The organism is Pectobacterium zantedeschiae, assembly GCF_004137795.1.
GTDB classification, from domain to species: Bacteria; Pseudomonadota; Gammaproteobacteria; order Enterobacterales; family Enterobacteriaceae; genus Pectobacterium; species Pectobacterium zantedeschiae.
The window spans coordinates 2,036,648-2,050,494 of the sequence record NZ_NWTM01000001.1 but is presented as its reverse complement, the minus strand read 5'-3'; the positions used below and the strand labels follow the sequence as shown (position 1 = coordinate 2,050,494).

Annotated in this window: 10 protein-coding genes and 1 tRNA gene; 3 read left to right on the top strand and 8 right to left on the bottom strand. The window is 51.3% G+C overall.

Translation table 11 applies throughout. The annotated features are described in order from the left end of the window. Positions 1–176: 176 nt before the first annotated feature. Positions 177–1,142, top strand: coding sequence for a glucokinase (gene glk, locus CLR69_RS09325; protein ID WP_129712486.1), 966 nt, complete (start codon positions 177–179; stop codon positions 1,140–1,142). An 82-nt stretch (positions 1,143–1,224) separates the two neighbouring features. Here the strand turns inward: glk and CLR69_RS09320 are convergent, their stop codons facing one another. Then, a complete protein-coding gene (locus CLR69_RS09320; protein WP_129712485.1) occupies positions 1,225–2,046 on the bottom strand; it encodes a pyridoxal phosphatase in 822 nt (273 codons plus the stop codon). A gap of 261 nt (positions 2,047–2,307) precedes the next feature. On the opposite strand from CLR69_RS09320, the gene CLR69_RS09315 reads away from it, so the two are divergent. After that, positions 2,308–2,395, top strand: a tRNA-Ser gene (locus CLR69_RS09315). A gap of 98 nt (positions 2,396–2,493) precedes the next feature. On the opposite strand, the gene CLR69_RS09310 is transcribed toward CLR69_RS09315, so the two are convergent. Beyond that, positions 2,494–2,856, bottom strand: coding sequence for a DUF4186 domain-containing protein (locus tag CLR69_RS09310; RefSeq protein ID WP_129712484.1), 363 nt, complete (start codon positions 2,854–2,856; stop codon positions 2,494–2,496). Positions 2,857–3,089: 233 nt separating this feature from the next. Between CLR69_RS09310 and pgl the strand changes: the two genes are divergently transcribed. Beyond that, positions 3,090–4,088 (top strand): 6-phosphogluconolactonase, encoded by a 999-nt coding sequence (pgl, locus tag CLR69_RS09305; RefSeq protein WP_129712483.1) that lies wholly within the window; start codon positions 3,090–3,092, stop codon positions 4,086–4,088. Positions 4,089–4,189: 101 nt separating this feature from the next. On the opposite strand, the gene CLR69_RS09300 is transcribed toward pgl, so the two are convergent. The 6 genes from CLR69_RS09300 to metG all read right to left on the bottom strand — a co-directional run bounded on the left by CLR69_RS09300 (position 4,190) and on the right by metG (position 13,793). Further along, on the bottom strand, positions 4,190–5,440 hold the full coding sequence (locus CLR69_RS09300) for an LVIVD repeat-containing protein (protein WP_129712482.1): 1,251 nt from the start codon (positions 5,438–5,440) through the stop codon (positions 4,190–4,192). A 13-nt stretch (positions 5,441–5,453) separates the two neighbouring features. Continuing rightward, the gene (locus CLR69_RS09295) at positions 5,454–6,530 is read right to left on the bottom strand and encodes a sugar ABC transporter substrate-binding protein (RefSeq protein ID WP_129712481.1); all 1,077 of its coding nucleotides are present in this window, start codon (positions 6,528–6,530) and stop codon (positions 5,454–5,456) included. A gap of 355 nt (positions 6,531–6,885) precedes the next feature. Further along, entirely contained in the window at positions 6,886–7,521 is a 636-nt protein-coding gene (fdnI, locus tag CLR69_RS09290; protein ID WP_129703713.1) for a formate dehydrogenase-N subunit gamma, read from the bottom strand. Continuing rightward, positions 7,514–8,422 (bottom strand): formate dehydrogenase subunit beta, encoded by a 909-nt coding sequence (fdxH, locus tag CLR69_RS09285; protein ID WP_014700652.1) that lies wholly within the window; start codon positions 8,420–8,422, stop codon positions 7,514–7,516. The genes fdnI and fdxH overlap by 8 nt, the downstream gene beginning before the upstream one ends. A gap of 12 nt (positions 8,423–8,434) precedes the next feature. Further along, a complete protein-coding gene (fdnG, locus tag CLR69_RS09280) occupies positions 8,435–11,482 on the bottom strand; it encodes a formate dehydrogenase-N subunit alpha (RefSeq protein ID WP_129712480.1) in 3,048 nt (1,015 codons plus the stop codon). A 280-nt stretch (positions 11,483–11,762) separates the two neighbouring features. Then, entirely contained in the window at positions 11,763–13,793 is a 2,031-nt protein-coding gene (gene metG, locus CLR69_RS09275; protein WP_129712851.1) for a methionine--tRNA ligase, read from the bottom strand. Positions 13,794–13,847 lie beyond the last annotated feature (54 nt).

The window sequence follows — 13,847 nt, the reverse complement described above, 5'->3', positions numbered from 1 at the left end:
TTACCTGAGTGGCTGGCATCTTGTGGCTACAATTTCACGGCATGTTTGCTGATTTGAGCTACACGTTGTTGAATGGCGTAAATGCGACCCTTATCACTAGAAAGTGATATAGCCATAGCGTAGTTGCCTGTTTTCGCGCAATGATCGGGCATCTGCTTTATTGAGGGGAAAGAAGAATGACGCACTTTGTTTTAGTGGGCGATGTCGGTGGCACGAATACTCGTTTGGCGCTGTGTGACGCCATGACGGGCGAATTGTCGCAAATTGAGACTTATTCTGGACTGGATTTCCCTTCACTGGAAGGCGCGATCCGTGATTATCTCGATTCGCGGCAGGTCACGGTGCAGGATGCCTGTATCGCGATTGCCTGTCCGATTACGGGTGACTGGGTGGCGATGACGAACCACACCTGGGCATTTTCCATTGCTGAAATGAAAGCGAGTCTGGGTTTACGCCATTTTGAGGTCATCAACGATTTTACTGCGGTTTCCATGGCGGTTCCGGTATTGGGGCGAGAGAGTTTGCTCCAGTTCGGCGGCGGGGAACCGGTGCCGGGTAAACCTATTGCCGTCTATGGTGCAGGTACCGGGCTGGGGGTGGCCCATCTGGTTCATGTTGCCAATCAATGGATCAGTCTGCCGGGTGAAGGCGGGCATGTGGATTTTGCAGCCAATTGCGACGAAGAAGACAACATTCTGACTATTTTGCGTCAATCGTTAGGGCATGTTTCTGCGGAGCGCTTGCTGTCTGGGCAGGGGCTGGTGAATATTTACCGCGCTATAGTGCTGTCTGACGAGCGCACACCAGAGGCGCTGGAACCGAAAGATATTACCGAGCGTGCCGTCAACAATACGGATGTGGATTGCCGCCGCGCGCTATCGCTCTTCTGCGTCACCATGGGGCGCTTTGGTGGCAATCTGGCGTTAAATTTAGGCACATTTGGTGGTGTTTATATTGCTGGCGGCATCGTACCGCGCTTTCTTGAGTTTTTTAAAGCCTCTGGCTTTCGGGCTGCTTTTGAAGACAAAGGGCGATTTAAAGGCTACATGCAGGATATTCCCGTATATCTGATTATCCATGAACAGCCGGGATTAATGGGGGCAGGGGCTTACCTGCGACAGGTGCTGGGTAGCGCGCTGTAAGCCTGTTTGATAATTGAACGCAATCAGGAAAAGCGGCGGGATCGTCTAATACCACCCGCTTGCCTGATTGCGAGACTATTGGTTATGCCAGAATGCGGGTGCGGATAACTTCAGCGATGCTAGGTTCTTCATTGCTGCCAATCACCAGATCGGCACGCGCTTTGATCTCGTCGGCGCTATTACCCATTGCCACTCCCAATCCTACGCCTTCCAGCATGCTGATATCATTAAAGTTATCGCCAAATGCCACGACGTCCTTCATGCTGATACCCTGTTCACCGAGCCATTGCTGAAGCAGTTTACCTTTGCTGTTGCCGGTTTGGGCGATATCAACCTGATCCTGCCATGACCACTCGCAGGCCAATCCAAGCTGCTTTTCCACTTCCGCAGCGAAATGGTTTAGCGTAGGGACATCGGCGTGCGTGGTCGCGAATTTCCAGATGTCATGAGATGTCTCCGCTTGACGCACCAGATTTTCCACCTGCGCGAAGCGCGGGCGCTGTAGTTCCGGCAACGTAGAAGCCCACGCCAGTGTACGAACCACATGTCCCGTAGAGTATTGATAATACATATCGTCATCGGCATACATCAGTCCATGAATATCAAACTCCTCTAGCAGCGAGATGACATTTTTGGCCTGATCGACAGATAATGGATTGGTGTGTGACGCTTGGCCGTGCTGGTAATCATAGACATAGGTGCCGTTGCAGCAGATAGCGGGCGTATCCAACTGCAATCCCTGATAAAAAGGGTGGATCGCTGAATGGTGGCGTCCCGTGACGATCATCACTTTTATGCCTTGCTGGCGGGCTAGTGCGAGTGCGCTAAGAGATTCAGGGAGGATTTTTTTCTGTTGATTCAGTAGCGTACCATCAAGATCAAGTGCAATTACTCGGTAGGTCATTGTTGTCTCGCAAATAAAAATGTGGATATCAAATTACCCCTACGATAAAGGACATGGCGAAAAATAGACAGATAACAGCGAGATAAAAGTGTCCGGCGGGCTGGGTGATGAAGTATTCGGTACTGTGGGATGAAATAGGCTTATACAGGATATCATTGTCTATTTTCTATGCTTTCAACGGGTTATCACCTATTTTTTAAGCAATTAATCACAAGGTGGCTTTACAATACACGGCGTACTGTTTATAGTGCGCGTCATTGCGGAGGAGTGGCCGAGTGGTTGAAGGCACCGGTCTTGAAAACCGGCGACGCGAAAGTGTTCTAGAGTTCGAATCTCTACTCCTCCGCCACTTTCAATATTTCCCTTTCTTATCTGATTACTTCTCTTCTCATTTATCCTTGGCTGTTTATCTCCTATTGCTTCTACTTTATTCATCACCCTGCATTTTTAGCGTCGACTAATCAAATCGTTTTCCAACCAGTACAGAATGACCTCGACCACATAGTGCTGTTCTTCGTCACTCAGTGGTCGGTGTTGGGCGATGTGATGCCATTTTTCCAGACATCCCCGGCAGCAGGTCGCGGTAGCGTGCTGTGCAATAAACACCGGATGACCACGCATCGGTGTCTGTTTCCCGTCATTGAGCGGATCCGCTGGTGCTAGCCTACGTGCGATAAAATCGGCCGCGTGGGATGCGACCGTTTCCTTACCTTTGCTGTAGCAATAGTCACGCTCTTTGACACCCAACTTAAAACGCTGGCGAAAAGGGGAACGCGACAGCCGGGAAAACAGCGAATCAAACATGTTCATAATATGAAGTCCGTAGAACGTACATTGTGCAATAACCGATAGGTGCGGGCACCATCGTATAACTTAATCAGCCATTGCTTAAATCAATAGTAGCCTTGCGATGTCTCTGTAGAATAGAGTGATTGATCATTTATGGTATACGTGCGCCAGGGTGAGCTAGTTCGTTATCCTTTCAATGAACCTCTTCTGAGCTTTCCTGTGCCGCCACATTCGCGTGAAATAAGGAGAATACGATGCAGCAAGTTGTTTATGTCGCCAGCCCGGAAAGCCAGCAGATTCATGTCTGGCAACTCGGTGCTCAGGGAAATCTGACATTATTGCAAACCGTTGACGTCCCAGGGCAGGTTCAGCCGATGACGATCGCGCCAAATAAGCGCCACCTGTATGTCGGTGTTCGTCCTGACTTCAGGGTTCTTAGCTATCGTATTGATGAGCAGGGTAAATTGACGGAAGCGGGTGTTGCATCCTTGCCGGGTAGCCCGACGCACCTGTCTACCGATAACGACGGACGTTTCCTGTTCAGCGCGTCTTACAGCGGCGCTTGCGTTAGCGTTAGCCCGATTGATGCTGACGGTATTGTCGGTGAGCCGATTCAACAACTGGACGGATTGGAAGGGTGTCACTCTACTAATATCGATCCAACCAACAGCATCGTGTGGGCACCGTGCCTGAAAGAAGACCGTATTCGCCTGTATGATCTGGGTGCGGCGGGCGAATTGAGCGTACATCGCCAGGCTGAAATGACGACGGTATCTGGAGCGGGTCCACGCCATATGGCCTTCCATCCTAATCAGCGATTTGCCTATTGTGTGAATGAACTGGACAGTTCAGTCGATGTGTATCAGTTGGATGCAGCCAGCGGCGACTTGCAGAAAGTGCAAACGCTGGATGCTATGCCTGCTGGCTTCAGTGATACACGCTGGGCGGCAGATATTCACATCACGCCGAACGGCCGTTTCCTGTACATCAGCGATCGTACCGCCAGCTTGTTGAGTATTTTCCAGGTGTCTGAAGACGGCAGCACGTTAACGTTGAACGGTCATCAGCCGACCGAAACGCAGCCGCGCGGTTTCAATATCGATCACACGGGTGAGTTCCTGATTTCAGCAGGGCAGAAGTCTCAGCATATAGAGGTGTATCACATCGATCAGCACACGGGCGATCTGCAACCGTTGGCGCGTTACGCTGTCGGTCAGGGACCTATGTGGGTGTCGGTGCTGGCGCTGGATTGAGTAAGCTAAATACGATATTAAGCCCTGCGTTTATCCGCAGGGTTTTTTTTGCATCCAATATTGTGAGACGTTGAATGCAGGTGGGGTAGAAGAGAAGGCCATTAGCCTCGGTATTCGATAATCGACAAACCGGCATTGTAGTCCGTGCTGTAGATGATGCCGTCGGCATCAACAAATACATCGCAAGACTGAATAATCTGCGGCCTGCCGGGACGTTTATCGACCATTGTGGCGGGCGCAGCAGGCACCAGTGCGCCAGTTTCTTTCGGCTGATACGGGTTACTGATGTCGTAAGCCCGCACCCCCGCATTTTGGTAGGTTGCGAAGATCAGTGATGAACTGATGAAGCTGCCGGGTCGATTTTCATGCAGATTATGTGGACCAAAGTGTGCGCCTTTCTTCACATAATCGGCCTCTTTCGGCTGTGGAAAGGTGGCAATACTGACCGGGTTGCTCGGTTCACGAATGTCGAACACCCAAATCAATTTCTCGCCATCTTCCTGATTATCCAATACCGCCTCATCTAATACGATCAACAGATCGCGATCCGGCAGCGGTAGCGCCGTGTGTGTGCCACCGCCAAACGGTGGGCTCCAGTTACGGTGGCTGATGAGCTGTGGATTGGTACGATCGCTCACGTCCAGCAGCGTCAAGCCGCCATCGCGCCAGCTTCCGTAGGCGGTGTCGCCGCTGATGATGGCGTGGTGCAGGGCGTAACGCTTGCCTTCCGGCCAGCTTGCTGTCTCACCGCCTGCGGTGTGCATGCCGGGTAACCAGTAACGGCCGGCAACTTCAGGACGTTGCGGATCGGCCAGATCGATAGTGAGAAAGATGTAGTCGCTATAGCCGTCGAGCAACGCAGAGACATAAGCCCAACGCCCGCCCACGTACCAGATGCGATGAATGCCAATGCCGTCTAACGGTAGGAAGCTGATTTCGCGCGGTTTATCCGGTGTTGAAATATCGAAAATCCGTAATCCGGCGCTCCAGCTTTTGCCCTGCTGTTTGGTGCTGACCGTGTCGGCGACGGAGCGGGTGTAGTAGACCTTTTCCTCGGCGAAGCTGGCGTCGGCAAACAAATCGCGCGCATTGACGACGAGCAGGAGGTCATCATGTGTTTGCAGATGGATATTCCAGGTGCCTGGCGGGGCTGCAATAAACCCCGCTGGCTTAGGATTCTTGGCATCGCGCACATCCACAATCGACACGCCTTGTGAAACCATATGCCCGATGTAAGCGTAGCCGCGATGAACCATCACCTGCACACCATCGGGTCTGCCGCCCTGATCGCTGTGTCCAATCAGCCGCATATTGCGGCTGTAATCGGGTGTTGGCAGAGGAGTCGATGCCATAAGTTTCTCCGTATTATTTCGCCTGTTTGGCTTCCAGTGTAGCAAACCACGGTGCGATAAAATCATCCGTATGGCCCCAGCCTGGGATGATTTTCGCCAATCCGGTGACGTTGACTGCACCCGGCTGGCTGGCTAACAACGCTTGTGGAATCGCGGCCGCACGGAATTCGTAGGTTGCAGGCGTCGGTTCACCGGCAATCTTGTTGGCAACCAGACGCAGATTCACTTTACCGATCAGTTTAGGATCGACGGCCACGCTGACTTTCCACGGGCTGCTCGCTTCGCGCATCAGTTGTAAATCCTGATTGGAGATGTCGATGCTGTACAGTTTGATTTCAGTCCGGCCATTTTCTTTCAATGCTTTATAAGCGCCCTGGCTGAAAGCATCCCAGGATCCCCAGATCGCATCGATTTTGCCTTTCGGATACTTCGCCAGTACTGCACCGACTTTGTTGGCGGTATCACCCTGCACGTCAGAGGACACGGCACCAATCGATTCCAGTTCTTTGATTCCGGGGTTAGCTTTCAGGATCTGTTGATAAGCGAGCTGGCGGCGTTCCATCGGCGGGAAGCCTGCGACCCACAGTTTGATGATGTTGGCTTTGCCGTTGAAATCCTTCACCAGTTGGCCGAGTGATTCGTTAGTCAGTGAAGCGTCATCCTGCTGGGTGACGGTCACGCCCGGAATCTCGCCATTCACGGCGGTATCAAATACGGAAACGGCAATGCCGCTGTCGACGATGCGCTTAATCAAATCGGTAGAGTAGGGATCGCGTCCCTGTGACAGGATGATGCCATCATATTTCTGGCTAATGGCCTGATTCACGAAATCCTGAAAACGAGCGTCATCGCCGTTGCTCAGGAACGTGCTGACCTTGAAGCCCAGCTTTTTACCTTCTTCGAGTACGCCGGAAACAAACTGCGTGGTGTTGTCGTCCGATCCCAGATTGCGGATGACGGCGATGCGAACCGGACCATTATGATTGGCGATAGCTGCTGGAACGGGGGCAATGGTGGCGTCCTGATTCGCCAGTGCCGGTAATGCTGTCAGTAAGCTCAGGACAAGCAGTGCAGGCGTAAATTTCTTCATTATCAGCTCCATGGCGTTTTATAAATTGATGTTGTGTGATGACAGTATTGTTATGTAGTTTGCGTTACCACTTTATAGCTGTCTTTATGTCTGGATGTCTATTTAAAAAATAATACTGCATCATAGCCATCGAGCGATAGATGGGAAAGTTATGACTTTTGGATTTAAGTTATAACGATTAGTACTGATTGCGGGATAAAAAGAAAAATGCCCGCAAGGCGGGCATTTGAGACCGTTAACAAACCTATCTGCGCAATCCGAGCTTACATGGACGTACTTGCAGCGTCTTTACGATCTATCCGTTACTAGCGCACTACGGACGGTGGTGAGAGTCGTGAGATGAAAAGAGAATGAATTATTTCTTCGCTTCTTTCTCTTCCATTTCACGCGCCCAGCGCGGGTGGTGTTTACGTGCCCAGCGTTTGGAGACTTTGCCTTCAATCATGCCCTTGATCGAGCCTTTAACCCAGAATGCCATGTACATGTGGATCAAGATGGCGTGGATGAGGACGATAGCCGCAGCAGCGTGGATCAGAATGGCGTAGCGCACGATATCAATCGGGAACAGGTGGGCAAAATAAGGACGCCACATGATAACCCCGGTGATCAGCAGTACCAACGTCAGCCCCATGATGCTCCAGAACATCATCTTCTGGCCTGGGTTGTATTTACCCACCTCAGCCACTTCATGTTCATTGCCTTTCAACACTTCAATGATGTTGAGAAACCACGGCAGATCGCGCTTCTTCGGGATGTTATGGCTAACAAAGCGGAAGAACATCGGGATCAGGCAGATGACGATCAGCACGCCAAAAAAGGGATGCAGAATACGCCCCATTTGTGGCGTACCAAACGTCTGTGTCAGCCATTGCAGAGTTGGGAAAAACAGAGCAATCCCTGACAGCGCGACCAGGAAAAAGCTGATCACCACAATCCAGTGACAGATGCGATCGATAAACTTGGTACGCAAAATCATTTTTGGTTTACTCATGTTTGTCTCCCCCTTCTTTATCTTCTCCTTCGTGCTCATGTTCCATTTCTTCTGTGTTCGGACCTACACCAATGTAATGGAACATTAACCCGGCGAACGTGGCGACAAAACCTAACGCAGAGAGTGGCTTCAGGATGCCTTTCCACAGATTGACTGGTGTAGAAATCTGCGGGTCATCCGGCAGGTTGTGATAGAGCGAAGGTCTGTCTGCGTGGTGCAGAACATACATCACGTGCGTGCCGCCCACGCCTTGCGGATCGTAAAGACCTGCATGCTCGTAACCACGGCTTTTCAGATCGGCGATGCGTTCTTCCGCCAGATGCTTCATCTCTTCTTTCGTACCGAAACGAATGGCACCGGTCGGACAGGTTTTCACACAGGCAGGCTCTTGCCCAACGCTGACTCTGTCGACACACAGCGTACATTTATAGACGCGGTTATCTTCTTTATTCAGACGCGGAATATTGAACGGGCAGCCAGCGATGCAATAGCCGCAGCCGATACAGTTTTCGGACTGAAAATCGACGATACCATTGGCGTACTGAATGACTGCGCCAGCAGAAGGACAGGCTTTCAGACAGCCTGGATCGCTACAGTGCATACAGCCATCTTTACGGATCAGCCATTCCAGGCGATCGTTCTCTTCCACTTCGGAAAAGCGCATCAGCGTCCAGGATTTGGCACTCAGGTCTGCCGGGTTATCGTAAACCCCGAGGTTATGGCCGACTTCGTCACGAATATCGTTCCACTCTGAACAGGCCACCTGACAGCCCTTACAGCCGATACAGGTGGTGACGTCGATCAGTTTTGCCACTTCGCTTTTGTCATTACGCACATGCGGAGGCGGTGTAAAGCCGTTGGTGGCCGAACGTTTAATAATATCTTGTGATTGCATTGACATAGTTGGCTACCCTTACACCTTCTCTACATTAACCAAAAACGCTTTGTATTCAGGCGTTTGTGAATTAGCGTCGCCGACGCTCGGGGTGAGTGTATTAGCCAGGAACCCTTTACGTGTGGTTCCTTCAAAGCCCCAGTGGCAGGGAATACCAATGGTTTCCACGTTGCGTCCGGCAATTTCCAGCGTTTTGATGCGCTTGGTAACCACCGCTTTGGCTTTGATATAGCCACGCTGGCTGGAGATTTTGATTTCATCGCCTGCTTTGATGCCTTTGCTCTTCGCCAAATTTTCACCGATCTCAACAAACTGCTCCGGCTGCACTATCGCGTTCAGACGCGCGTGTTTTGTCCAGTGGCGGAACAATTCGGTAATCGAGTACGTGGTCGCTACGTAAGGGAAGTCCTTCGCGGTACCCATCGTTTTCGCATCACGTGCAAATAAACGCGCTACCGGGCTGGAAATCACCGATGGATGCAGCGGGTTAGTGCCGATAGGTGATTCGATCGGTTCGTAATGTTCAGGGAACGGACCGTCTACCAGTTTGTCCACAGAGAACAGACGTGCCAGACCTTCCGGCAGCATGATGAACGGTCCGGTGTCTTTACCCGGTGGTACGGTGGCGGCGAAATCAGGCACATCAATGCCTTGCCATCTCTGGCCGTTCCATTCCAGCAACTTGCGCTTGCTATCCCACGGTTTACCTTGCAGGTCGGCGGAAGCGCGGTTGTAGAGGATGCGGCGGTTCTGCGGCCAGCACCATGACCAGTTCGGCGTGCAGCCAAGACCCGCATCGGCATTGTCGCGTCTATCCATTTGGTTACCCGCTTCCGTCCAGCTACCGGCATAGATCCAGCAGAAGCTAGAGGTTGTACCGTCATCGCGTAGCTGTGAGAAATCAGCAAGCTGCTGGCCTTTTTTCAGGAGCAGTTTGCCGCTGTCGTCGTAGACATCGGCCAGCGCCATACCGTTGGCTTCGCGAGCGATCTCCTCTGGTGTTGGATCTTCCGGGTCTTTATAGTTCCAGTTGATGTTCATCAACGGGTCGGAATAAGCCCCGCCTTCTTCGGTGTACAGTTCACGCAGGCGCATCAGCAGTTTGCCGAGGATTTTACCGTCGTGATGGGCTTCTCCTGGTGGCTCAGCCGCCGCCCAGTGCCATTGCAACCAGCGGCCGGAGTTGGCGATAGAACCATTCTCTTCGGCAAAGCAGGAAGAGGGCAGACGGAAGACTTCAGTCTGAATGGACTTCGTATCCACGTCATTGAATTCACCGTAGTTCTGCCAGAACGTGGATGTTTCAGTGATCAACGGATCGATGATGACCATATACTTGAGTTTGGAGAGTGCTTCAGTCGCTTTGTTCTTGTTGGAGAATGCGGCAACGGGGTTAAAGCCCTGAACGATGTAGCCGTTCATTTTGCCTTCGACCATCAGCTCGGTTTGCACCATGACGTCGTAGCTACGATCCCACTTCGGTAACCAGTCATAACCCCAGTTATTTGCAGCCTGTGCATGATCGCCGTAGAAGCTCTTCATCATGCTGATAAAGAATTTTGGCGTGTTTTTCCAATAGTTAACCTGATCGGGCAACAGTGCTGCTGGCGTAATTTGAGTGAGATAGGTTTTCAGATCTGGCTGTTTTTCTGACGGTAACGGCATATAGCCCGGCAGGTTTAACGACAGCAGACCAAGGTCGGTATAGCCCTGAATATTGGAGTGACCACGCAGGGCGTTGATGCCGCCTCCTGCCATGCCGATATTGCCCAGCAGAAGCTGGATCATTGCTGCTGAGCGGATAATCTGCGCACCGTTAGTGTGGTGCGTCCAGCCCAGGGCATACATGAAGGTCGCCGTTTTATTTGGCACGCAGGTTTCGGCCAGTGTGCGACAGATCGTTTCATAATCTTTGGCTGATGTACCGCACAGGGATGTCACCATTTCCGGCGTATAGCGGGAAACGTGCTTTTTCAGCAGATTCCAGACGCAGCGTGGGTGAAACAGCGTGTTATCACGTTTGGCAAAACCAGACTCATCCAACTCGTACTGCCAGCTGGATTTATCATATTGGCGCGTTTGTTCATCGTAGCCGCTGAACAAGCCTTCATCAAAGCTGAAATCTTCACGCACAATCAGGCTGGCGCTGGTGTAGGACACCACGTATTCGCGATGAATTTTCTCGTGTGTGATGAGGTAGTTAACGATGCCGAGTAGGAAAGCGGCATCGGAGCCCGCACGAATTGGTGCATACAGGTCGGCAACGGCAGCAGAGCGGTTAAAGCGGGGGTCGACAACAATCAGTTTTGCATTATTGTGCGTTTTCGCTTCAACAGCCCATTTGAAACCAACCGGGTGCGCTTCTGCTGGGTTGCCGCCCATCACGATAATAACGTTGGCGTTTTTGATATCAACCCAGTTGTTGGTCATTGCACCGCGGCCAAATGTCGGTGCCAGTGCGGCGACAGTGGGGCCATGACACAAACGAGCCTGACAGTCGATGGCAACCATGCCGAGCGATCGAGCAAATTTCTGGTCGAGAATACCGGTTTCATTGCTGGCGGCAGAAGAGCATAGCATGCCAGTAGTCAGCCAGCGGTTGACGGTTTCGCCTTTCGCGTTGGTGCGCTGGAAATTGGCGTCACGGTCAGCTTTCATCAGGCGCGCGATGCGTTCAATCGCGTCGTCCCAGCTGATTCGTTGCCATTTGTCTGATCCTGGCGCGCGGTATTCAGGGTAGAGCAGGCGGTTTTCGCTGTGGATGTAGTCGACCAGGCCTGCACCTTTCGGGCAAAGGGAGCCGCGGCTAACTGGATGATCTGCATCGCCTTCGATATGAAAAACAGAGGGTTTTGCATTCTTGGCGCCATCGCCCAGGCTATACATGAGCACACCACAACCGACTGAACAGTATGTGCAGTTGTTACGCGTCTCTTTCGCCCGTAACAGTTTGTATTGACGTACTGATGCCATTGCTTCCGTGGGTGTAAAGCCTAATACCGCGAGAGTGGTTCCGGCCATCCCCCCCGCGCAAACTTTAAAGAAACCTCTTCTATTCAGTTGCATTAGTTTCCCTGTGTAATTATGTGTCATTTTTGTTGCGAGCAATTTAACAACACATAAAATGTGGGCTTTGCGCAAAATCAAAATTTAAGTATTTAAACCCCCATTACACCTACAAAGAGGTATATTTTTTATTCGTTATATATTGTAATGCATAACGATTTTGTTATTTCGTGGTTACAAACTATGCGAAGTTACGGATCAATCGGAGAAGGAGAAGCGGGCATTTGTGGAGAAATTGTTGCAAAAAAAAGCCGGATAAGAATCCGGCTTGATTGGATGATTATTTGACCTGCATGCCAGGTTGAGCGCCGCTGTCCGGGCTCAGTAGGAAGATATTTTTTCCACCGGGACCTGCAGCCATCACCATGCCTTCGGAGATGCCAAAGCGCATTTTACGCGGTGCCAGATTGGCGACCATCACCGTCAAACGACCTTCCAACTTCGCTGGATCGGGATAAGCCTCACGAATACCTGAGAAGACCTGACGGGTTTCTCCGCCTAGATCCAACGTCAGACGTAATAGCTTGTCAGAGCCGTCAACAAGTTCAGCCTGCTTAATCAGCGCGATGCGCATATCGACTTTGGCAAAATCGTCAAAGTTAATGGTGTCCTGCACTGGGTTGTCTGCTAATGGACCGGATACGACTTTTTGTGCTGTGACCATGTCTTCTTTAGACGCGTCAACCATTGCGTTGACCTTATCCAGATCGATGCGGTTGAACAGCGCTTTGAATGGATTAACCTGATGGCTCAGCAGAGGAGTGGTGATAGCATCCCAGCTCAGTTCTGAGTTTAAAAACGCTTCTGTACGCTGCGCTAGCGAAGGCAGAACCGGTTTCAGGTATGTCATTAATACGCGGAACAGGTTAATGCCCATTGAACAGATGGCTTGCAGATCGGCATCCCGACCTTCTGCTTTCGCCACCACCCACGGGGCTTGTTCGTCAACATAGCGATTGGCAATATCTGCCAGTGCCATTATCTCACGAATAGCACGCCCAGATTCACGGCTGTTGTAGGCTTCCGCAATGCTAGCGGCGGCGTCGGTGAAGGTTTTGTACAGTTCGGGGTCGGCGAGTTTGTCAGCCAGTTTGCCGTCAAAGCGTTTGCTGATGAAACCCGCATTACGCGATGCCAGATTCACAACCTTGTTAACGATGTCAGCATTCACGCGCTGGACGAAATCTTCCAGATTGAGGTCGATGTCATCAATGCGAGAAGACAGTTTCGCCGCGTAGTAATAGCGCAGGCAATCGGCATCCAAATGTTGCAGGTAGGTGCCCGCTTTAATGAAGGTGCCGCGTGACTTAGACATCTTGGCACCGTTGACGGTGACATAGCCATGCACAAACAGATTGGTTGGCTTACGGAAACCACTGCCTTCCAACATGGCTGGCCAGAACAGGCTGTGGAAATAAACGATGTCTTTACCGATAAAGTGATACAAATCTGCGTCTGAATCTTTCTTCCAGAAATCATCAAAATTCAGATCGCCACGCTTGTCGCACAGGTTCTTAAACGAGCCCATGTAGCCGATTGGTGCATCCAGCCAGACGTAAAAATACTTACCCGGTGCATCAGGGATTTCAAATCCGAAATACGGCGCGTCGCGAGTAATGTCCCACTGTTGAAGACCAGAATCGAACCACTCCTGCATCTTGTTGGCGACTTGTTCCTGCAATGCGCCGGAACGCGTCCAGGCTTGCAGCATGTCGCTGAAAGCGGGCAGATCGAAGAAGAAGTGTTCTGATTCACGCATCTCGGGTGTCGCACCAGAAACCGCAGACTTCGGTTCGATCAGCTCTGTTGGGCTGTAGGTCGCGCCACACACTTCACAGTTATCGCCATATTGATCGGCAGCCTTACATTTCGGGCAGGTGCCTTTAACGAAACGATCTGGCAGAAACATGCCTTTCTCAGGATCGTACAGCTGAGAAATTGTGCGATTTTTAATAAAACCGTTCTCTTTCAGACGGCCATAAATCAGGCCTGACAGCTCACGGTTCTCTTCGCTATGCGTAGAGTGGTAGTTGTCATAACTGATATTGAAGCCAGCAAAGTCTTGTTGATGCTCCTGACTCATTGCCGCGATCATCTGTTCTGGCGCAATCCCCATCTGCTGTGCTTTCAGCATGATCGGTGTGCCGTGGGCGTCGTCCGCACAGATAAAGTGAACCTGGTTGCCGCGCATTCGCTGGTAACGAACCCAAATATCGGCCTGAACGTGTTCAAGCATATGACCGAGGTGAATCGAACCATTAGCGTAAGGCAGCGCGCACGTTACCAAGATTTTCTTTGCGACTTGAGTCATGAGGAACTTGCTTTCTTTTGTGAATAGAGGGAGATCGATGTTAACCGATAGCGC